Genomic DNA, 21,402 nt, shown 5'->3' with positions numbered 1-21,402 from the left:
CATGAATGTGATGCAGCCCATCGACCGCATTCGCGGTGGCGTCCACGAAAACGAGCGGCACGAGTCCGGCCACAAGCATGTGTCGGGAACGGCCGAATACATCGACGATATTCCGGAGCCGGCTGGCACGCTGCACGGCTATCTCGGCCTGTCCCAGCGCGCGCACGCTGACATCCTGTCGATCGATTTCGACGCGGTCAGCACAAGCGACGGTGTCATCGGCATCCTGACCGCCGACGACATCCCGGGGGAAAACGACATCAGCCCCGCGCACAAGCACGACGATCCCGTCTTTGCGACCGGCAAGGTCGAGTTCCACGGCCAGCCGATCTTTGCAGTCATCGCCACGTCGCGCGAAGCGGCAAGGCGAGCAGCCGCCAAGGTCAAGGTCGAGTACCGCGACCTGCCGCATGTGACCGACGTGCTGGAGGCTGCGGCCGCGAACTATCCGCTGGTCATCGATCCGCTGAAGCTGGAGCGTGGCGACATCGAAGCCGGCTTTGCCAAGGCGAAGAACATCGTCGAGGGCGAGATGCGCATCGGCGGCCAGGACCACTTCTACCTGGAGGGCCAGATTTCCTTTGCCATTCCAGGCGAAGACGATGAGGTTCTGGTCTATTCCTCGACCCAGCACCCGAGCGAAACCCAGCACATGGTTGCAACCGTGCTCGGCGTGCCGTCCAACGCCGTGACAGTGAACGTGCGCCGCATGGGTGGCGGCTTCGGCGGCAAGGAGACGCAGGCCAATATCTTCGCAGCCGTGGCGGCGCTCGCCGCCAAGAAGTACCGCTGCGCCGTCAAGGTCAGACCCGACCGGGACGACGATATGTCGGCGACCGGCAAGCGTCATGACTTCCATGTCGACTACAAGGTCGGTTTCGATGACGAGGGCCGCATCGAGGCGGTCGACGCGGTGTTTGCGGCGCGCTGCGGTTTCTCCGCCGATCTCTCCGGTCCGGTTACCGACCGTGCGCTCTTTCACGCCGACAACTGCTACTTCTATCCGAACGTCCGTCTGCGTTCGAAGCCACTGAAGACCAATACCGTCTCGAACACGGCATTTCGTGGCTTCGGCGGCCCGCAGGGCATGGTCGGCGGCGAACGCATGATCGAGGACGTCGCCTATGCGGTAGGCAAGGATCCGCTCGAGATCCGCAAGCTCAACTTCTATGGCGGTGAAGGTCGCAATCTCACGCCCTATCACCAGACGGTCGAAGACAACATCATCGGGCGTATCATCGAGGAGTTGGAAACGTCGGCTGACTACGCCGCGCGTCGAAAGGCCGTCATCGCCTTCAACCGCGAAAACCACATCATCAAGCGCGGCATCGCGCTGACCCCGGTCAAGTTCGGCATTTCCTTCACCAAGACCGAGTACAATCAGGCCGGCGCCCTCGTGCACGTCTATACCGACGGGTCGATCCACCTCAACCACGGTGGTACCGAGATGGGGCAGGGGCTTTATACCAAAGTTGCCCAGGTGGTGGCCGACGAGTTCCAAGTCGATCTCGATCGGGTCAAGGTTACGGCAACGACGACGGGCAAGGTGCCGAACACGTCGGCGACGGCAGCCTCCTCCGGTTCGGATCTCAATGGCATGGCGGCCGCCGATGCGGCGCAGCAGATCAAGGCACGGCTGGTGCGCTTTGCCGCCGAACGTTGGAACGTCGGCGAAGCCGATGTCGCCTTCGAGCCGAATACCGTGCGGATCGGCGCTGAACGGTTGCCTTTCGGCGAATTCATCAAGCTTGCCTATGGCGCCCGCATCCAGCTTTCGGCTGCCGGATTCTACAAGACGCCGAAAATCCACTGGAACCGCTCGGAAGGCCGCGGTCGCCCGTTCTTCTACTATGCCTATGGCGCGTCCTGCTCCGAAGTCAGCGTCGATACGCTGACGGGGGAATATCAGGTCGATCGCACCGACATCCTGCACGATGTCGGCCGGTCGCTGAACCCGGCATTGGACCTGGGTCAAGTCGAAGGCGCGTTCGTTCAGGGCATGGGCTGGCTCACGACAGAGGAGCTGTGGTGGGATGCCAAGGGCCGGCTGCGCACGCATGCGCCGTCGACCTACAAGATCCCGCTTGCCTCCGATCGCCCGCGCGTGTTCAACGTCCGCCTTGCCGAATGGTCTGTCAATCGCGAGGAAACGATCCGCCGGTCGAAGGCCGTCGGAGAGCCGCCGTTCATGCTGGGCATTTCGGTGCTTGAAGCCTTGTCGATGGCAGCGGCGAGCGTTGCGGAGTATCGTATTCCTCCGCGCATCGATGCGCCGGCGACGCCGGAGCGGGTGCTGATGGCGATCGAGCGGCTGCGGGCCGCCGCAAGGCAAGGGGCAGTGGCTTAAGGATTGATGGCGATGGTTGCGAGCCGAGAGGATATCAGGGACTTCCTGCGCCGCGAGCCGGACTGCGTGCTGGTCGAGGTGACGGGCGCCGCCGGCTCGACGCCGCGCGACACCGACGCCTGGATGCTCGTGGCGTCGGATAGCCTTTTCGGAACGATCGGCGGCGGCCAGCTCGAATATATGGCGATCGATCATGGGCGGCGGGCGCTGAAGCGCGGCGACCGTGCCGACACGATGACCATCCCGCTCGGCCCCGAGATCGGCCAGTGTTGCGGCGGGCGTGTCGCGCTCGCCTTTACGCGCATCGATCGGGAGAAAGCCGCCATGGTGATTGAACGCAGCGATCTGGAGATTGCCAGCCGACCCCATGTCTATGTCTTCGGGGCCGGACATGTCGGCGATGCGCTGGCGATGGCGCTGTCGCTCGTGCCGGTGCGCACCATCCTCGTCGATACCCGCGAGGACGAACTTTCGGCCGCGGATATCCACGGTATCGAGACCTGCCTGACTGCGATGCCCGAGGCCGTCGTTCGCGATGCCCCGCGCGGAAGCGCGTTCGTGATCCTCACCCATGACCACGCGCTCGACTTCCTGATTGCGGCCGAGGCGCTCGGGCGTGAGGACGCGTCCTATGTCGGAATGATCGGCTCGAAGACCAAGCGCTCAACCTTCAAGAACTGGCTGTCGCGGGAAATCGGCCGGCCCGATCTCTTCGATCGCCTTGTCTGCCCGATCGGCGGCACGGCGGTGAAGGACAAGAGGCCGGCCGTCATCGCAGCCCTCGCTGCGGCCGAGATCATGACCGCCGCTCTCAATCACCATTGGGAAGCGCCGGCTGATTTCACCCAGTTCTTCGGCGTGACGCTGCCCCCATTCGCATAGGGCGAGCAGGACCGGCTCGAGGCTCTGCCCCAGCGCCGTTGCCGAATATTCGACCCTTGGCGGCACTTCGCGAAAGATTTCGCGATGAACGAGGCCGTGCTCCTCCATCTCGCGAAGCTGCTGGATCAGGACCTTCTGGCTGACCGCCGGCACAAGCCGCCGCAGCTCCGAAAGTCGTCTCGGACCGTCGAACAGGTGATAGAGGATCACTGCCTTCCATCGCCCGGAGATCACCTTGAGCGCACGCTCGGAGGGCAGTGACGGCAGTCTCTTGATGATATCGGCCATGGTTACCATTCGGTCAGTATGGAACAAAAGGGTGTGTAGAGCCGAGCGGGAGCCTAAGGCTAATTATGGATCGAAGCCAATCAAATCAGGTCGAGACCCATGAAAGCAGTTGAATATCGCTCCTTCGGAGGCCCTGAAGTCCTTGAGTTGATCGATATGCCGAAGCCGGTGCCCGTGCACGGCGAAGTGCTGGTGCGGGTTGGGGCGATCGGCCTCAATTTCTTCGAAGTTCTGATGCGACAGGATCGATATGCCGCCACGCCTGATTTGCCGTTGGTGCCGGGCGTCGAAGTGGCTGGCATTGTCGAGGCCCTGGGCGAAGGCGTAAAAACGCCGGCGGTCGGGACGCGTGTCGCGGTGCCGATGTTCGCCTTCGGCCGCGGGGCCGGCGGATGCGCCGAATATGTTGCGATCGACGCTGACGCCCTCGCGCCGATCCCCGACGACGTTTCGCTCGAGGTGGCGACAGCGCTGATGATCCAGGGGCTGACGGCGCTTCATCTCGTTCGGAAAAGCAATCCCCGGGGAAAGACGGTGCTGGTGACAGCTGCCGCCGGCGGGGTCGGCTCGCTGCTCGTACAGCTTGCAAAACAGGCGGGTGCCAAAACGGTCATCGCGCTTGCCGGTGGCAGCGAGAAGGTGGCGTTTGCGCGCGCGCTCGGCGCGGACCTGCCTATCGATTACCAGGTGGCGGACTGGCAGGCGGCGCTCGGGCAGCATCTGGCGCGCGGGCAAGTCGAGACGATCTACGACATGGTGGGTGGCCCCTTCACCAAATCGGCGCTTGGCGTTTTGGCGCAAGGCGGTGAGCTCGTTTTCGGTGCGATGGGCCGCTTCGAACTCGAAGCCGCCGACGTTGAACAAATGCTGACGGGCAATCAGTCCCTGCGCGGGTTCGCGCTATTGCCGTTGCTCACGCCTTCGTCACTGACGGCCGATCTTGGCGATCTGTTCCGTCGCGTTGGGGACGGGCGGCTCAAGGTCTACGTGGGCGGTCGGTTTCCGTTGACGCAGGCGGCGGAGGCGCACCGCGCCATGGAAACACGAAGCACGACCGGCAAGATCGTGCTCGTACCTTAGCCGATTGGGCAGGGCGCTGTTTTACTGCGGCGGGGCGGTCAGGCGAGCATCTTGCCGATCAGTCGCTGACAGCGCTCCGCCATATAGTCGATCATCAGCCGCACCTTCGGATCCTGGAAACGCTTGTGCGGATAGATTGCGGCCAGTTGCACGCCGACCGGCGGTGTTGCCGCCAGAATTGGCACCAGCTCGCCGGTATTGATGTAGCTCTTCACTTCGAAGAGGGGCTTGTTGATGATGCCGCGACCATCGAGCGCCCATTGGGTCAGGACGTCGCCGTCATCGGAATCGTAAGGCCCGGTCACTTCGAACTTCCTGACGCCCTCAGGCGTCTGCAATGTCCAGAAGTACTCCTTGGAACCGGGATAGCGCAGCAGCAGACAGTCATGTTTGTCGGCGATGAGCTCGTCGGGTGTTTGCGGCACGCCGCGCTTCTCGAAATAGGCCGGTGCACCGCAGACGACGCGCTCGCAGTTCATGATGCCGCGCATGCGCAGGTTCGAATCTTCGAGGATGCCGAGCTTGAATGCGACATCGACACCTTCCGACAGGATGTCGACATTGTGGTCGGAGAGCCTGAGCCGCACCTCAATGTCCGGATACTTGTCGTGAAACTCGGGAATGCCCGAGGCGATCAGCCGTCGACCTATCCCTAACGGAGCGGTAATCTTCAGTGCGCCCTTAGGATTGTGCGACAGATCCGCGATGGCATTCTCCGCCTCGTTGACAGCTTCGAGAATCTTGACGGCACCGTCGTAGAACACGCGACCGTGCTCCGTCGGGGTCAGCTTGCGCGTCGTCCGATTGAACAGCCGAACGCCCATGTGGCGTTCCAACTCCTTGATTCTATTGCTGGCAACCGCCGGCGTTACGCGCTGGTCGCGACCAGCCGCCGACAGGGTTCCAAGCTCTACGACGCGTACGAAGACGCGAACATTGTCCAGATATGACATGCCTCCCGATCTCTCCTCCGGGCCTTATCTAACCCATCCATTCCGTCGCGATTTTATAGATTTTTTTGAAAGTGTTGGTGAACCAGCGACGTTCCCGCGACCTCCAGCAATGACACATAATACGCCACGGAGAAATGGGAGAATTGCATGTACGAGTATGCCATAGCCTGGGATTGGCTCACCTTTGCCATGAGATGGCTGCATGTCATCACCGGTATCGCGTGGATCGGTTCGTCGTTTTATTTCGTCGCGCTCGATCTTGGCCTGAAGAAAAGACCCGATCTGCCGGTGGGTGCCTATGGCGAAGAGTGGCAGGTTCACGGCGGCGGCTTCTACCACATCCAGAAGTATCTGGTGGCGCCATCAAACATGCCGGAGCACCTGATCTGGTTCAAATGGGAATCCTACGTCACCTGGCTTTCCGGTTTCGGCATGCTGTGCATGGTCTATTACGCCGGCGCTGACCTTTACCTGATCGACCCCAATGTGCTCGACGTATCGAAGACGACGGCGATCGCCATTTCGCTGGCGTCGATCGGTTTCGGCTGGCTTGCCTATGACACGATCTGCAAGTCGCCGGCCGGTCGCGACAACACCAAGCTGATGGTGCTCCTGTATTTCATCCTCGTCGGCATGGCCTGGGGCTATACGCAGCTTTTCACCGGCCGCGCAGCCTTCCTGCATCTCGGCGCCTTCACCGCGACCATCATGTCGGCGAACGTCTTCTTCATCATCATCCCGAACCAGAAGATCGTCGTTGCCGACCTGATCGCTGGTCGCACACCGGACGCCAAATACGGCGTCATCGCCAAGCAGCGCTCGACGCACAACAACTACCTGACGCTGCCTGTGCTGTTCCTGATGCTGTCGAACCATTATCCGTTGGCGTTCGGCACACAGTACAACTGGATCATTGCGTCGCTGGTGTTCCTGATGGGCGTCACCATCCGCCACTATTTCAATACGCGTCATGCGGACAAGGGCAATCCGACCTGGACGTGGCTTGCGACCGCGCTGCTCTTCATCGTCATCATGTGGCTGTCGACCGTTCCGAAGATCCTGAGCGGCGACGAGGAGGCGAAGGTTTCGGCAGCACAGCAGCCATTCGTCACCGCCGACGCCTTTCCAAAGGTCCGCGACACCGTGCTTGGCCGCTGTTCCATGTGCCACGCCAAGGAGCCCGGCTGGGAAGGGCTGGTCGTGCCGCCGAAGGGCGTGACGCTGGAGACTGACACCGAGATCGCAAATCACGCCCGCGAAATCTATCTGCAGGCCGGCCGTTCGCACGCCATGCCACCGGCCAATGTCACCGGCATATCGGACGAGGAGCGCAAGCTCCTCGTCGCCTGGTATGAGACGGTCGTAAAGGGAGAGAAGGTTCAATGACCGATTTGCTGATCCGCGGCCGCGTGCTGACGTTTGTTGATGCGCCCAAAGGCATCGACGATAACGCCTCCTATCGTTACTTCGAAGATGGCGCCGTTCTGGTGCGGAGCGGCAAGGTTGCCGATATCGGCGAGCACGCGGACGTCGCGCGCAGGGCGGGGCCGGGCGTCAAGGTTGCCGACCACCGTCCAAACCTGGTGCTGCCGGGGTTGATCGATACGCATCTGCATTTCCCGCAGACGCAGGCGATCGCCTCCTACGGCGCACAACTGCTCGAATGGCTGAACACCTACATTTTCGTCGAGGAACAGAAGTTCCGCCAGCCCGAGCATGCGCAATTCATCGCCGGTCGGTTCATGGACGAACTGCTTTCCAACGGTACCACGACTGCCGTTGCCTATTGCTCGGTTCATCCGGAAAGCGTCGATGCCTTCTTCGGCGCTGCGGAGGCTCGCGGCATGCTGATGATCGGCGGCAAGGTGATGATGGACCGCAATGCGCCGGACGCGCTGCGCGACACGCCTCAACTCGGCTATGACGAGACGAAGCAGTTGATCGGCAAGTGGCACGGCCGCGGCCGCGCGCACTACGCCATCAGCCCGCGTTTCGCCATTACCTCGACGCCGGAGCAGATGGAGATGAGCCGGGCGCTCGTCGCCGAACATCCGGAATGCTACGTGCAGACGCATCTTTCCGAGAACAAGGACGAGATCGCTTTTGCAACTTCGCTCTACCCGGAGGCGAAGGACTATACCGACATCTATGCGCGTTACGACCTGCTGACGCGCAAGACGCTGCTCGGGCACTGCATCTATCTGAGCGATCGCGAGATCTCGGTTCTCGCCGAGACGGGCGCCGTCGGCACTTTCTGTCCGACCTCGAACCTGTTCCTCGGCTCGGGCCTCTTCGATCGCGACCGTTTCGACAAGCTCGGTGCGCGCTGGTCGGTGGCAACCGATGTCGGCGCCGGCACCAGCTTCTCGATGCTGGAAACCATGGACGAGGCCTACAAGGTTCTTCATCTCCAGGGGCAGCGGCTTTCGCCGTTCAACTCGTACTACATGATGACGCTCGGTAACGCCCGGGCGCTCGATCTCGATGACCGCATCGGTTCGCTGCATATCGGCGCCGACGCCGACATCGTCGTGCTCGACAGTCGCGCCAAGCCGTCGATGGAGCTGAGAATGCGCGTGGCCAACACGCTCGCCGAGGAACTGTTCATCCTGCAGACGATGGGCGACGACCGCTCGGTGGCCGAAACCTATGTTGCCGGCCGGCCGATGAAAGGCACGTCTGCTGGCGCGAAGGACGCAGCGATCGCAGCCACCAAAAGCCCCGAAATCGCATAGGCTGGCAAGCGCCAGCCGCCTCATCAGACGCGCAAAGGTCGCTGTAAGGACTTTGAATTGCTGCGTGGCGCCGCGCCTGTCGATGCGCGACGCTGCCCTACTGCATAATTCCTTAAATCGGATTCGATTTAAGGAGAAAATTACGCAGCAAGTTTAAAGCGTTACAGCGTCCTTTGCGCGCTAAATTTGACGCGCGGCGCCGTAAGCTCTTCGGCCCATCCTCGATAGAGACGACGGGGAACCTCCGTCGGTCATTCACGCTCCGGCGGCACTTCGAACTCATCGAAGTGGCGGCCGAGATCACGCATCAGCTCAAAGCGCTTCTCCGCTTCGGGGCCAAGCCGCCCGGCAACGGAATTGGTGAGCAGGTTCAAAATGACCGAGAGGCTTGCGGTCGAATCCCAAAAGGACTTCACGTAGGTGGAGCCCTGCAACACAAGATCGGTAAACTCGTATGCCCAATTCGAGAAGCGGTCGGTCACGATGATCAACGGGATCTTCAGATCCCGGACGCGCGCGGCAAGAAGCAAACCCTTCCGGGCGTAAGCGGCGGTATCGACCAGCACGAGACAAGTTTCCTGCGGATCGCTCTCCAAGACCTCGGAATAGACGCCTGCGTTTCCTTCGGCGAAGCGAACGCCGCCGCGGGCGTATTTGAGACGGCTGGAGAAATCGAGCGCGAGGCCCTTGGAGCCCTGGAAGCCGACGACATAGACGGACTTGCATCGCGTCAACAGGTCGACCGCGGAGTGCCAGCGCTCGAGTGTCGTCAACCGATAGGCATCGGTGACAGCCCGCAACTCGAGTTCGAGACTGGTTTCCAAGCCGCCGACGTCGCCGTGCTGAACACGAAAGCGCTCCAGCATATCGTCAAGTGCGCTGCCGTTGCCGCTTTCGGCGGGCTTCAACGCGTCCTTGAGTTCCTTGAGGCTCGCATAACCGAGGCCGCGGATGAAGCGGATGACGGACATCTCGCTGACGCCCGCCTGGACGGCGATGGTTGCGCCGGTCTCATAGGGAATGTTCTGCAGATTGTCGCGCAGATAGGCCGCGACGATCCGACCGGAACGCGTGAGGGAGGCGTCGCCCTCGCGCAAAACCTGCTCCAGTCGCGAGAGGGTGTCTTCCGTATTGACCGTGTCACTCATCGGATGCTCCGGCTAGCTCCAGCGTCTGCTTCAAACGCGGCGCAGATTCCAACAGAAGCCTCGTATAGCTTTCTTGCGGACGTTCGAAAACTGCCTCGGCGCTGCCCAGTTCGACGAGTCTTGCCGCCCGAAAGACGGCGATGCGGTCACAGAATTTTCGCACCACGGAAAGGTCGTGTGAAATATAGATCACTGTCAGATGCCGCTCGCTGCGCAGACGCTGCAACAGCCTGAGGATCTGCGCCTGGATCGTCACGTCGAGCGCTGATGTCACCTCGTCGGCGATCAGCACTTCCGGGTCGAGCGCGAGCGCCCGTGCGATGCCGACCCGTTGACACTGGCCGCCTGACAGTTGCCGAGGTTTGCGATCGGCCAGCTCCAGCGGCAGTTCGACCTGGCGCATCAGGCCGCGGGCGCGCTCGAGTGCCTGAGCGCGCGTGGCAAGGCCATGCCGGACCATCGGCTCGGCAATTGTCTCGACGATGCGCATCCGTGGATTGAGCGAGTCGAAGGGATTCTGGAACACCATCTGGACCTTACGTCGGTATTCGGCGAGTTCCGCTCCCCTGATGGTCGCGATGTTTCTGCCGCGGAAGCGGATTTCGCCGCCGGACGGCTCGATCAGCCGCATAATGGCCCGCGCAATGGTGCTCTTGCCCGAACCGCTCTCTCCGACGATGCCCAAGGATTCGCCGGCCTCGACGGTTAGACTCGCCTCCTGCAAGGCGCACACAGCATCCTTTCGTATTCCCGGCAGGGCGCTGGGTTTGGAATAGGTGATCGACAGGCGCTCCACTTCGATGAGTGGCGTCTCTGCCTTATGTTTTCGAACGATCGGCGGAAGCGCAAGCGACGACGGTTGGGAGTCGACCAGCAGTTTCGTGTATTCGTGCCTCGGCGAACGCAGGATCTCGCGCGCCGGCCCCTCCTCCACGATCTCGCCGTGGCGCATGACGACGACGCGATGGCAGAGCTCTGCAACCACGGCCAGATCGTGGGAAACGAAGACGATGCTCAGTCCATGGCTACGGTTGAGCTCGCGCATCAGTTCGAGGATGCGCGCTTGCACCGTCACGTCCAGTGCCGTGGTCGGCTCGTCCGCAAGCAGCAGGCGCGGCCGGGAGGCGGTCGCACTGCCGATCATGCCGCGCTGCTTCATGCCGCCGGACAGTTCGTGCGGATAGGCATCGACCCGGCGTTCGGGCTCGTTGATCTGCACCGAACGCAAGACGTCGATCGCGTTTTGCCGCGCCTCTTTGCTGGTCTGGCCGAAATGATGACGCAGCGGTTCCATCACATGCCCGCCGAGCGTCATCAGCGGATCGAGATGCGACGACGGATTCTGGAAGACCATCGAGATGTCGCGGCCACGGATTGCCCGCATCTCCTCGCTGGAAAGCCCGAGCAGGTCACGGCCGTCGAAGCCGATCTTGCCGCCGACGCTGGCGTTGCGCGGTAGCAGGCCGAGCAGCGACCGGCATGTAATGGATTTGCCGGAACCACTCTCGCCGACCAATCCCAGTATATCGCCCTCTTCGAGCGCGAACGAGACGTTCTTCACCACCGGCATGCTGCCGAAGGCGATGGAGAGGTTTTCGACGTGGAGTAGGCGCGCCTTGGGTCTTGCGATCATACTCATCGTCCCAGAACCCGGGACAAGCCGTCACTCGTCAGGATGAAGCCGAAGCCGAGCGACATGGCGGCAAGACCCGGGAAGAAGCATATCCACCAGGCATCAACGACATAGGGTTGGCCGTCGGCGATCATCGCACCCCATTCCGGCGTTGGCGGCTGGACGCCGAGCCCGAGAAAGCCGAGGCTGGCGCCGGCCAGCAGGACGAGGACGGCATCGGTCGTGGCATAGACCAGAAGGCTGGAGAGCGTGTTGGGAAGGACATGGCGAGCCATGATGATCGACGGCGGGTAACCGAGCGCCTGGGCCGCCGTCACGAATTCCTTGTTCTTGAGCACAAGCACTTCGGCGCGCACGAGCCGAGCATAGGAAACCCACCCGACCAGAGCCAAGGCGACGAAATAATTGAATAGCCCCGGACCGAGTATGCCAACGATGGCGATCACCAGCACGAAGAAGGGGAAGGCTACGGTGATATCGACGAGCCGCATCATCACCGCGTCGGTGGCGCCCCCTGCATAGCCGGAGACGAGGCCGATCGTGGCGCCGACGAGGAGAGGGGGAATGACACCGGCAATCCCCATCCAGACATCGATGCGTGCGGCATGAAGAACGCGGGTGAACACATCGCGCCCGAGATGATCCGTGCCGAAGAAATGATCGGCCGACGGCGGCTGCAGCAGGCCTGAAAGGTCGATACTGTTTGGGTCGACCCCGGAGAAGAGCGGCGCCGCGAGCGCGAGAATCACCCAGGCGAGGATGATGGCGGTTCCGGCGATGATTTCGAACGTTCCGGGTTCGAGCTGACGCCGCGTGCTTGCGAGAGGAAGGCTCATCATAATTTCACCCTGGGATCTATCATGGCGGAAAGGATATCGATCGTGAGCGTCACGATCACGGTCGCGATCGCATAGAACAGGGTCAGCCCCTGGATGACGTAGTAGTCGCGTCCGAGAACCGCGCTGACCATCAGCGTGCCAAGCCCCGGCACCGCATAGATGATCTCGACGACGACGGAGCTGCCGATGAGGAAGGCGATCATGACGCCGAGCAGATTGAGCGTGGGCAGCACAGAATTGACCAGAACGTGGCGCCGGAAGATATAGCCTTCGCCGAGCCCCTTGGAGCGGCTGGCCGTGACGTAGTCGGATTCCGTTTCGTTGATCAGCGCTGCCCGCAGGTTGCGCAGGAGCAGCGGTATGAGCCATGTCGACGTGCTTATCGCCGGCAGGAAGAGATGGTGGAGATGCCCCACGAACCCGTCGCCGTAACCGCTAACGGGAAACCAGCCGAGCTCCACGCCGAAGAACCGCGACATCATCAGCGCCAACCAGAAGACGGGAATGGTCATGCCCAGGATGGCAGCCGCGCGAATGAGGTGATCGGGCCAGCGATCGCGGCAGCGCGCCGACACGATCGCCAGCACAACCGTTGTCGGAACGCTGATTGCGACGACATAGCCGATCAGGAAAAGCGTCGGAGGAAGAAAATCGAGGATCAAGCTCTCTACCGGCAACTGATAACGGATCGAGCGGCCGAGATCGCCCTGCAGAACGTTCGAGACATACGAGAAGTACTGCACGATCAACGGTCGGTCGAAACCATATTGCTCACGTAGCTGTGCCACGGCCCCTGCCGTCGCGCGGTCGCCGAGAAGCAGGCGGACCGGATCGCCCGGCGATAGTTGCACCAGAAGAAAGCTGACCACGCTGATCCCGATCAAGACCGGAATCAGTTGGAGCAGACGTTGCCCGAGGGCAAACAAGAACGGCATTGGAAACCTCAAACCATTTCTCGGACGACAGCGCGACGGCGGCGGCGGGCGTTCACTCGCCGGCGACCGTTGTTTCCTCCAGGGACCATTGCAGCATCGGGTTCATGCCGAGACCCTTGATGCGATCGCTGTAGGCGTTGGCGTAGGGAGCGTAAAAGAGCGGGATCTGTGACACTTCCGTGGTCGTAGTTGCCTGGATTTCACGGTAGAGCTCGGCACGCTTCGCCTTGTCGAGTTCTCTCGCCGCCGCCTCGGTCATCTCGTCGACATGCTTGTTGTTGTAGCCGGTGTAGAAGCTCTTGCTGCCGCAGGAGCCGCAAAGCGCCCAACGAACGGCAAGGTCCGGGTCCAGCGTTTCGTTGTACCACCAGCTTGCCGACGCGTGGTAGTCGCCGGCGGGGATGCGCTCCCACCAGACACCGCGATCGACCTTTTCGATCTTCGACTTTATGCCGACTGCGGCCCATTGCGCCTGGACCAACACGGACAGCTTGTCGTTGTCGCCGGATGAGCTTGCCAGGATGACAAGTTCTTCGCCTCTGTAGTTCGACTCTGCGAGCAGGGCCTTGGCCTTCGCCGGATCGTAGTCGATGCCGGGGTAGTCCGCGGCATGGTAATCCACGGCGGGCAGCGTCGTCGTCGCGCGCTTGGCGTGTCCAAGCGTCATTGCCTTGGCGATCGCCGGTGCATCCAACGCGTGAGCCGCCGCCTGGCGGACCTTGATGTCATCGAACGGCGGCTTCATCTCGTTCAACAGCGTCATGTAGATCACCGTCGATGGCTCGAGGGGAAGTGTGAGCCCCTCGCGTGCCTGGATTTCCGACACGCGCGACCAGGGAATGTCGCGCGCGGCATCAAGCTCGCCTGACAGCATCATCGAGACACGCGTGTTCGCATCCGGAACCTCGATCAGCTCCGCGCCGGCATTCTTCGGATAGCCCACCCGCCAATAGTTCGGATTGGGTTTCAGGATCAGCCGGTCGTTCGGGCGCCACTCGCCGACCATATAGGGTCCAGATGTCACCGGGTCCTTGGTGAAGGCATCCCTGCCGCGCTTCTCGACATCGGCCTTGGAGACGATGCCGGCATTGAAGACTTCGAGATTGCCGAGGAAGGGCGCAAAGGGGTGCTTCAGCGTCAGCACGACGGTCTTGTCGCCTTCCGCGCGGGCCTCCTTCAACTGCTGCAGGGGGGCGGCATAGGCCGATTCCGCGTCGTCGCGGACGCGCAGCAGGCTGAAGGCCACATCGGCGGCGCTGATCGGGCTGCCGTCGGAGAAATTTGCATCCCGAAGTTTCAGGGTCACCACCGTTCCGTCGGCGGAAATATCCCAGGATACCGCGAGGCCCGGTTCCAGCGCGCCGTCGGCGCCGCGGCGCAGCAGTCGCGAATAGAGTTGTCCGAATGTTTCGATGTTGCCCGCCGCGGCCGAGCGCATCGGGTCGAGCGTGCTCGTCGCGTAGGGCGAGCCGATACGGATCGGCGCCTCAGCCGAAGCGGCGGGGAGCGCCGCCAGAAGGGAAAATGCCATCGCTATGCCCGCGGCGGCGTTACCGTGCCAATGCATCTTTAGTTCTCCCGTTTTTGCGGAAAGGAGATCGTCGCCCCTTTCATTCTCGATCTGATATGAATACAACAAACATGTCAATGACTGTTGGTTAAATATCAAAGAGGAATGAAATGCACCAGTCAGTAAAGAAATTGCGCGCCCGCGAGCTTGGTCTCGCCTTCGAAGGGGAGGCCGGCCCGTCTAACGCGATAACCGACGTTCCGGGGGTTCTTGTCGGCTATTCGACGATCATCGAAGGGGTCGGCGCCTTGCGGCAGGGCCACGGGCCGGTACGCACCGGCGTGACGGCAATTCTTCCGCGCGGCAGGGACAAGGCGATGAAGCCGGTCTGGGCCGGCTTCCATGCGCTGAATGGCAACGGGGAAGTGACGGGCGTACAGTGGATCAAGCATGCCGGCCACTTCTACGGGCCGATCTGCATCACGAATACCCACAGTGTTGGCGCGGTCCATGAAGCCGTAACCTCATGGATGATCGAACATCATGCAGAGGATTACAGGGCAAAGCACGTCTGGGCGCTGCCGGTCGTTGGCGAGACCTACGATGGCACATTGAACGATATCAACGGGCTGCACGTACGCCCGCATCACGCGCGGGCGGCAATCGAGTCGGCTGCGAACGGGCGGATCGCCGAAGGCAATGTCGGCGGCGGTACCGGCATGGTCGCCTACGAGTTCAAGGGTGGAACCGGCACCGCGTCGCAAGTCGTCCGGCTCGACGGCGAGGACTTCACCGTCGGGGTGCTGGTGCAGGCCAACCATGGTCTGCGCGACTGGTTCACGGTCCTCGGCGCGCCCGTCGGGCGTCATCTGACCGCAGACAGGCTGCGTTCCACCGAACAGGGTTCGATCATCGTCGTGATCGCGACGGACATTCCGATGTTGCCGCACCAGCTCGAACGCGTTGCCCAGCGCGGCGCGATCGGTATCGGCCGCCACGGCACGCCCGGCGGCAATAATTCCGGCGACATGTTTCTCGCTTTCAGTACTGCCAACCAGATCACGCGCGACGAATTCATCGACGCGCGCCGGCAAATGGAATGCATCCCCGACGAATGGTTCGACCCGATCTATCTGGCGACCGTCCGTGCGGTCGATGAGGCGATCGTCAACGCCATGCTGGCGGCCGAAGACATGGAGACGCTGAAGCCCGCGGGCAAAGTATGCCGCGCGATCGATCCGGCGGCGCTGGTGGGCGTACTTGCGCGGTATGGAAGGATGGCGTGACATGAGCCGATCGTCTGCATTGATGGCTCCCGCGATGACGACGGAGCGGTTGCCGATCGTCGACTGCGTCTCGCCGGAGCCGCGGGCGCGCGGCCGGGAACATGGCGAGGCGCTCCGCTTGCCGATCCGCGAAAAGATCGAGCGTTGGCAGAGTGCGACTGCGGCCGACTATGGTGAGGCCCCCTCGTCGTTTTTCGAGCGGCTTTTGAAAGAGACGGGGTTTCGCGCCGCCATCGAGCGCCACACCCCGGAATTGATGGAGGAGGTCTTGGGCATCGCCGAAGGAGCCGGGATCGACCCCGAGACCGCCTATGCAATGCAGCTTATGGACGAGGAATGGTGGTTCGGCCGCGCCGCACATGATGGACATTGCAGCGCCGCCGCCATCGCGCCGTCCGGCCGTGATGTAACGGCGATGGGACAGACCATGGATCTGCCCTCTTGGCACGACGGCGCGCAGGCGCTGCTGAAGCTGCGTGGAAAAAACGGTACGCCGTCGCTGGTTTTCACGTCTGCCGGCATGATCGGGCTCATGGGCTTCTCGGGCCGGGGGCTGGGCATCTGTGTCAACACGCTTTCAGGCCTGCGTTCACGGCCGGACGGCCTGCCGGTTGCCTTCGTGATGCGCGGCGCGCTGGCACGCGAAAGCGCGACCGACGCAAAACGCTTCCTGGTGGGCGTCCCGCACGCCTCCGGACAGAACTACCTGATCGGCGACCGCCGGCACGTGTTTGCCCTGGAGTGCTCTGCCGCCGGAGCGCGTGAGGTCGCGGCACAGAACGGACGGATCCTTCATACCAACCACCCTCTGGTGAGCCTGGACCTTCGGACGGACGCTGCGGCAAGCGAGAACTCGAAGGCGCGTCTCTCTTCGCTCTACGCAGAGCTCGGTGACACGCAGGGGCGGACGGTTGAGAATATCAAAGCCGCCCTCGCCAGCCGGCGAGAAGGCGCAGCGATCTCCATGGAACGTCGTCCGGACATGGGGCAAACACAACTGATGTCGATCGGCGGGGTGGTCTATGAAATCGGCGGGGCGATCCGCGGCTGGGTAACCGGCGGCCCGCCAAGCGCCGGCGCGTGGCGCGAACTGTCATTCGGTTGAGCGATGCCGTGACACCCACCGAAACCCGGGATCGAAGGGAGCGGTCGGGAGCGTGCTATAGCTCTTCCGGCCGCTTGCCGCCCATGGCCCGGGTCAGGGCATCGGCGCGCTCGCGCACGACCGGCCCGAGCACCGAGAGCTTGTCGTCACTGACCCGGACGGATGGTCCCGAGATCGAGATCCCGGCGATCGTTTCGCCGTATTCGTTGAAGATAGGTGCTGCCACGCAGCGCATGCCGAGCGTGTGTTCCTCGTCGTCGATCGACCAGCCACGCTGGCGGATTTTCTGAATGTCCTGCAGCAGGGCGGGCAGGTTGTCGCGTGTCTTGTCGGTGAAATGCGCCAGCTCGCGGCCGGCCAGCAGATGCGCGACATCCTTGTCCGCCCAGGTCGACAGGATCGCCTTGCCGATGCCGGATGCGTGGATCGGTCCACGTCGACCGGGGCGAAAGAACGCCCGCATCGGGGCATGGCTTTCCACCTGCGAGATGAAGACGACATCGCCGCCTTCCTCGATGCCGATGTTGGCGGTCTCGCCGCATTCTTCCATCAGCTGCTTCAGGAACGGACGGCTGATGGTGCCGAGCTTGCGGAAGCGCAGATAGGCGTTGCCGATCTCGAAGGCCTTGAGGCCGATCGTCCAGGCGCCGGTGTCGGGGTCGTTCATCACCATGCCGTGATTGGCCAGCGACGTCAGCAGCCGGTGCACGGTCGATGGCGCCATCCCTGTGACGTCGGACAAGTTGGTCAATGTCGAGCCGTCGTTTTCGGCAACGACTGCCAGCAGCGTCAGGCTGCGGTCGAGCACCTGCACGGAGCCGGGCGCCGCATTTTCGCCTGCCTTTCGGCCGCGTTTCCCCTTGCCTGTCGCATCCATGATCCATCCTCCAGCCGCCCGAGTCATTCCTATCATCCTCTAGCAGGACCGAGATCGATTGTTTCGAAATTATTGAAGGTCTTTATTTCCGCATCATGGAAATGAATTCCATTTACATGTTGATGTTCGATGTTAATGGAGTATCGTCTCATCAAATAGGAGGAGTTCCCATGGCTAAGATGCGTGCCGTTGATGCGGCTGTTTACGTTCTCGAGAAAGAGGGCATCGATTGTGCCTTCGGTGTCCCCGGTGCGGCGATCAATCCGTTTTATTCCGCTCTCAGGGCGCGGGGCTCGGTTCGGCACATCCTTGCCCGTCACGTCGAGGGCGCCTCGCACATGGCGGAAGGCTATACCCGCGCCAAGCACGGTAACATCGGCGTCTGCATCGGCACGTCGGGTCCGGCCGGCACGGACATGATCACCGGCCTTTACTCGGCCTCCGCCGATTCGATCCCGATCCTTTGCATCACCGGCCAGGCGCCGCGCGCTCGTCTGGACAAGGAGGATTTCCAGGCGGTCGATATCGCCAAGATCGCAGCGCCAGTCACCAAGTGGGCCGTTACCGTCATGGAACCGGCGCTCGTGCCCTTCGTCTTCCAGAAGGCTTTCCACCTGATGCGCTCCGGGCGGCCGGGGCCGGTCCTGATCGACCTGCCGGTCGACGTCCAGCTGGCCGAGATAGAGTTCGATCCCGAGACGTATGAGCCGCTCGAACCCTACAAGCCGAAGGCGACGCGCGCGCAAGCCGAAAAGGCGATCGCGATGCTGAACGAAGCCGAGCGGCCGTTAATCGTCGCCGGTGGCGGCATCATCAACGCCGATGCCTCGGACCTCTTGACCGAATTTGCCGAGATCACCGGTATTCCTGTCATTCCGACCCTGATGGGCTGGGGCACGATCCCGGACGATCATCCACTGATGGCCGGCATGTGCGGCCTGCAGACGTCGCATCGCTACGGCAATGCCAACATGCTCGCCTCCGACTTCGTGCTCGGCGTCGGCAACCGTTGGGCAAACCGCCACACCGGCAACATACCGACCTATACCGAGGGTCGGAAGTTCGTTCACGTCGATATCGAACCGACACAGATCGGCCGCGTCTTCGCGCCGGATTTCGGCGTCGTATCCGACGCGGGGGCAGCGCTGAAGCTTTTCCTTGATGTCGCGACCGAATGGAAGACCGCCGGCAAGCTGCGCGACTGGTCGGGCTGGGCGGAAGAATGCCGCGAGCGCAAGCGGACCATGCTGCGCAAGACCCATTTCGACCAGACACCGTTGAAGCCGCAGCGCGTCTATGAAGAGATGAACAAGGCCTTCGGACGCGACACCTGCTATGTCTCGACCATCGGGCTCAGCCAGATTGCCGGCGCCCAGTTCCTGCATGTCTACAAACCGCGCAACTGGATCAATTGCGGCCAAGCCGGCCCGCTCGGCTGGACGTTGCCGGCTGCGCTCGGTGTGCGTGCCGCCGATCCTGATCGGCCGATCGTCGCACTTTCCGGCGACTATGATTTCCAGTTCATGATCGAGGAACTGGCGGTCGGCGCCCAGCACAAGCTGCCCTACCTGCACGTGGTCGTGAACAATTCCTATCTCGGCCTTATCCGCCAGGCACAGCGCGGGTTCAACATGGACTTCGAAGTCAGCCTCGCCTTCGACAACATCAATGCGTCCGGTGATGCGGAGAAGGGCTATGGCGTTGACCATGTCGCCGTCGCCGAAGGGCTCGGCTGCAAGGCGATCCGGGTGCGCAGCCCCAACGAGTTCCAGGAAGCGTTCGACCGGGCACGCGCCCTGATGGACGAACACCAGGTTCCCGTCGTCATCGAGTTCATTCTCGAGCGCGTCACCAACATCTCGATGGGCGCCGACATCAATGCGGTCGTCGAATTCGAGGAACTGGCGATCCGCGGCGAAGACGTGCCGACCGCGATCGAAGCGCTGCTCGACTGAAAACAATCACAAGGAGGAAACACCGCATGGCGAAGCTCGCTGCGAACCTGACAATGCTGTTTACCGAGGCGCCGTTCCTCGATCGTTTTGCCCTTGCTGCCAAGGCCGGCTTCGAAGGCGTCGAGTATCTCTTCCCCTACGAGTTCGAGAAGGTGAGCCTGCGCGGCGAACTGCAGCGCTACGGCCTGACGCAGGTGCTGCACAACCTGCCGGCCGGCAACTGGGCCGGCGGCGAGCGCGGCATCGCCATCCTGCCCGACCGAATTGACGAATTCCGCAAGGGTGTGGCCAGTGCCATCGACTATGCGACTGCGCTCGATTGCAAACAGGTCAACTGCCTGGTCGGCATTGCGCCGGTCGGGGTCTCGGAAGCCGTGCTGCGCAACACGTTGGTCGCCAACCTCAAGCTGGCCGCGGGCGAACTCGGCAAGCAGGGGATTCGCCTGCTGATCGAGCCGATCAACCACTTTGATATTCCCGGCTTCTACCTCAACACGGTCGAGCAGGCGGCTTCGATCATCGACGAGGTCGGCAGCGACAATCTCTTCATCCAGTACGACCTCTACCATCAGCAGCGCACGCAGGGCGAACTCATCGGCACCTACAAGCGCTTTGCCGACCGCATCGCCCACGTCCAGCTCGCAGACAATCCCGGCCGCAACGAACCGGGTACCGGCGAGATCAACTATCCATACGTCTTCGATGCGCTCGAAGAGGCAGGCTACGGGGGCTGGATCGGCTGCGAATACAAGCCGCGCACGACCACGGCCGAAGGCCTCGGCTGGCTTGGCGCCGAGCGCAAGCGCACGCAATCCGCAGACATCATCAAGATCAGGAGTTAAGCACAATGGCAACAATCGGCTTTATTGGACTGGGCATCATGGGCACGCCGATGGCACGCCATCTGCAGGATGCCGGGCACACGGTCATCACTTCGAAGTTCGCGATCCCGCCGCGGCAGGAACTGCTCGACAACGGCCTGACGTTCGTAGAGACGCCGAAGGCGCTTGCCGAGGCGGTCGACACAATCATCCTGATGTTGCCGGATACGCCTGAAGTAAAGGACGTTCTCTTCGGCGACAACGGTGTCGCCTACGGCCTTTCCAAGGGCAAGCTGGTCATCGACATGAGTTCGATCTCGCCGATCGAGACCAAGGAATTCGCCAAAAAGGTTCGTGAAACCGGCGCGGAATACGTCGATGCGCCGGTCTCCGGCGGCGAAGTCGGGGCCAAGAACGCATCACTTTCGATCATGGCCGGCGGCTCACAGGAGAGCTTCGACCGGGCCTTGCCGTTGTTCAAGCTGATGGGCAAGAACATCACCCTCGTCGGCGATTGTGGTGATGGCCAGGTGACCAAGGTCGCCAACCAGATCATCGTCGCGCTGACGATCGAGGCGGTGTCCGAGGCGCTCGTCTTCGCGTCGAAGGCCGGCGCCGACCCGGCGCGGGTCCGCGAGGCGTTGATGGGTGGTTTTGCCTCCTCGCGCATTCTCGAAGTGCATGGGGACCGCATGATCAAGCGCACCTTCGACCCGGGCTTCCGCATATCGCTGCACCAGAAGGACCTGAACCTGGCTCTGCAGGGTGCAAAATCCCTTGGCATCTCGCTGCCCAACACGGCTGCGACGCAGGAACTGTTCAACAACTGCGCCGCCAATGGCGACAGCGGGCTTGATCATTCCGGCCTGGTGCGTGCCCTGGAGCGCATGGCGAACCATCAGGTCGCCTGAAGCACCGTCACGACAGCCTGAAAATGCGCATGATCGACCGGCGGTCCGTTCCGTCCGCGCTGATCGTGCCTCCGGGCGGCGGAAGGAGGAGCCGCCG

The 21,402-nt window shown here is 62.2% G+C and carries 17 protein-coding genes and 1 pseudogene; 10 read left to right on the top strand and 8 right to left on the bottom strand.

Annotation, left to right across the window (positions count from 1 at the left end):
* Nucleotide 1 precedes the first annotated feature (1 nt).
* On the top strand, nucleotides 2–2,347 hold the full coding sequence (xdhB, locus tag ABIE33_RS22830) for a xanthine dehydrogenase molybdopterin binding subunit (RefSeq protein WP_429129851.1): 2,346 nt from the start codon (nucleotides 2–4) through the stop codon (nucleotides 2,345–2,347).
* 6 nt (nucleotides 2,348–2,353) lie between these two features.
* Nucleotides 2,354–3,229, top strand: a complete 876-nt coding sequence (gene xdhC / locus ABIE33_RS22825) for a xanthine dehydrogenase accessory protein XdhC (RefSeq protein ID WP_429129849.1) — start codon at nucleotides 2,354–2,356, stop codon at nucleotides 3,227–3,229.
* Here the strand turns inward: xdhC and ABIE33_RS22820 are convergent.
* A pseudogene (locus tag ABIE33_RS22820) lies at nucleotides 3,161–3,517 on the bottom strand (winged helix-turn-helix transcriptional regulator); the annotation flags it as partial. The gene xdhC and the pseudogene ABIE33_RS22820 sit on opposite strands and share 69 nt — an antisense overlap.
* 99 nt (nucleotides 3,518–3,616) lie before the next feature.
* Between ABIE33_RS22820 and ABIE33_RS22815 the strand changes: the two are divergent.
* Nucleotides 3,617–4,597 (top strand): quinone oxidoreductase family protein, encoded by a 981-nt coding sequence (locus ABIE33_RS22815; RefSeq protein ID WP_429129846.1) that lies wholly within the window; start codon nucleotides 3,617–3,619, stop codon nucleotides 4,595–4,597.
* Between the two features lie 38 nt (nucleotides 4,598–4,635).
* Here ABIE33_RS22815 and ABIE33_RS22810 read toward each other — a convergent pair whose 3' ends face one another.
* The gene (locus ABIE33_RS22810; protein WP_429129844.1) at nucleotides 4,636–5,550 is read right to left on the bottom strand and encodes a LysR family transcriptional regulator; all 915 of its coding nucleotides are present in this window, start codon (nucleotides 5,548–5,550) and stop codon (nucleotides 4,636–4,638) included.
* Nucleotides 5,551–5,697: 147 nt separating this feature from the next.
* On the opposite strand from ABIE33_RS22810, the gene ABIE33_RS22805 reads away from it, so the two are divergent.
* Both ABIE33_RS22805 and guaD read left to right on the top strand, forming a co-directional pair.
* Nucleotides 5,698–6,936, top strand: a complete 1,239-nt coding sequence (locus ABIE33_RS22805; protein ID WP_429129841.1) for a urate hydroxylase PuuD — start codon at nucleotides 5,698–5,700, stop codon at nucleotides 6,934–6,936.
* Nucleotides 6,933–8,285 carry a guanine deaminase gene (guaD, locus tag ABIE33_RS22800; RefSeq protein ID WP_429129838.1) on the top strand — a complete coding sequence of 451 codons (1,353 nt, stop codon included), beginning with the start codon at nucleotides 6,933–6,935 and terminating at the stop codon, nucleotides 8,283–8,285. Before ABIE33_RS22805 ends, guaD begins: the two co-directional genes overlap by 4 nt.
* Before the next feature lie 251 nt (nucleotides 8,286–8,536).
* Here guaD and ABIE33_RS22795 read toward each other — a convergent pair whose 3' ends face one another.
* Genes ABIE33_RS22795 through ABIE33_RS22775 form a run of 5 tightly spaced genes read right to left on the bottom strand, consistent with a single transcriptional unit; the run spans nucleotide 8,537 to nucleotide 14,371 of the window.
* Nucleotides 8,537–9,433, bottom strand: coding sequence for a MurR/RpiR family transcriptional regulator (locus ABIE33_RS22795; RefSeq protein WP_429129836.1), 897 nt, complete (start codon nucleotides 9,431–9,433; stop codon nucleotides 8,537–8,539).
* Nucleotides 9,426–11,066 (bottom strand): dipeptide ABC transporter ATP-binding protein, encoded by a 1,641-nt coding sequence (locus tag ABIE33_RS22790; protein WP_429129833.1) that lies wholly within the window; start codon nucleotides 11,064–11,066, stop codon nucleotides 9,426–9,428. The genes ABIE33_RS22795 and ABIE33_RS22790 overlap by 8 nt, the downstream gene beginning before the upstream one ends.
* Nucleotides 11,067–11,068: 2 nt before the next feature.
* Entirely contained in the window at nucleotides 11,069–11,902 is an 834-nt protein-coding gene (locus ABIE33_RS22785) for an ABC transporter permease (protein ID WP_429129830.1), read from the bottom strand.
* Entirely contained in the window at nucleotides 11,902–12,840 is a 939-nt protein-coding gene (locus ABIE33_RS22780) for an ABC transporter permease (protein ID WP_429129829.1), read from the bottom strand. Before ABIE33_RS22780 ends, ABIE33_RS22785 begins: the two co-directional genes overlap by 1 nt.
* A 52-nt stretch (nucleotides 12,841–12,892) precedes the next feature.
* On the bottom strand, nucleotides 12,893–14,371 hold the full coding sequence (locus tag ABIE33_RS22775; protein ID WP_429129826.1) for an ABC transporter substrate-binding protein: 1,479 nt from the start codon (nucleotides 14,369–14,371) through the stop codon (nucleotides 12,893–12,895).
* Between the two features lie 149 nt (nucleotides 14,372–14,520).
* Here ABIE33_RS22775 and ABIE33_RS22770 point away from each other — a divergent pair, with 149 nt between their 5' ends.
* Together ABIE33_RS22770 and ABIE33_RS22765 are read left to right on the top strand one after the other, a co-directional pair.
* Entirely contained in the window at nucleotides 14,521–15,636 is a 1,116-nt protein-coding gene (locus tag ABIE33_RS22770) for a P1 family peptidase (RefSeq protein ID WP_429129824.1), read from the top strand.
* Between the two features lie 49 nt (nucleotides 15,637–15,685).
* Complete coding sequence (locus ABIE33_RS22765) at nucleotides 15,686–16,741, top strand: C45 family autoproteolytic acyltransferase/hydolase (RefSeq protein WP_429129821.1); 1,056 nt, start codon at nucleotides 15,686–15,688, stop codon at nucleotides 16,739–16,741.
* A 55-nt stretch (nucleotides 16,742–16,796) separates the two neighbouring features.
* On the opposite strand, the gene ABIE33_RS22760 is transcribed toward ABIE33_RS22765, so the two are convergent.
* Nucleotides 16,797–17,618: an IclR family transcriptional regulator gene (locus ABIE33_RS22760; RefSeq protein WP_429129819.1), complete on the bottom strand. Its 822-nt coding sequence runs from the start codon at nucleotides 17,616–17,618 to the stop codon at nucleotides 16,797–16,799.
* A 170-nt stretch (nucleotides 17,619–17,788) separates the two neighbouring features.
* On the opposite strand from ABIE33_RS22760, the gene gcl reads away from it, so the two are divergent.
* The 3 genes from gcl to ABIE33_RS22745 are packed head-to-tail and all read left to right on the top strand — an operon-like array spanning nucleotide 17,789 to nucleotide 21,305.
* Nucleotides 17,789–19,573: a glyoxylate carboligase gene (gene gcl, locus ABIE33_RS22755; RefSeq protein WP_429129816.1), complete on the top strand. Its 1,785-nt coding sequence runs from the start codon at nucleotides 17,789–17,791 to the stop codon at nucleotides 19,571–19,573.
* Nucleotides 19,574–19,599: 26 nt separating this feature from the next.
* On the top strand, nucleotides 19,600–20,415 hold the full coding sequence (gene hyi / locus ABIE33_RS22750) for a hydroxypyruvate isomerase (protein WP_429129815.1): 816 nt from the start codon (nucleotides 19,600–19,602) through the stop codon (nucleotides 20,413–20,415).
* The gene (locus tag ABIE33_RS22745; RefSeq protein WP_429130130.1) at nucleotides 20,385–21,305 is read left to right on the top strand and encodes a 2-hydroxy-3-oxopropionate reductase; all 921 of its coding nucleotides are present in this window, start codon (nucleotides 20,385–20,387) and stop codon (nucleotides 21,303–21,305) included. Before hyi ends, ABIE33_RS22745 begins: the two co-directional genes overlap by 31 nt.
* Nucleotides 21,306–21,402: the final 97 nt, after the last annotated feature.

It is taken from the genome of Ensifer sp. 4252 (assembly GCF_050434565.1).
GTDB lineage: Bacteria > Pseudomonadota > Alphaproteobacteria > Rhizobiales > Rhizobiaceae > Ensifer.
This window is presented reverse-complemented; position numbering and strand designations above follow the sequence as displayed.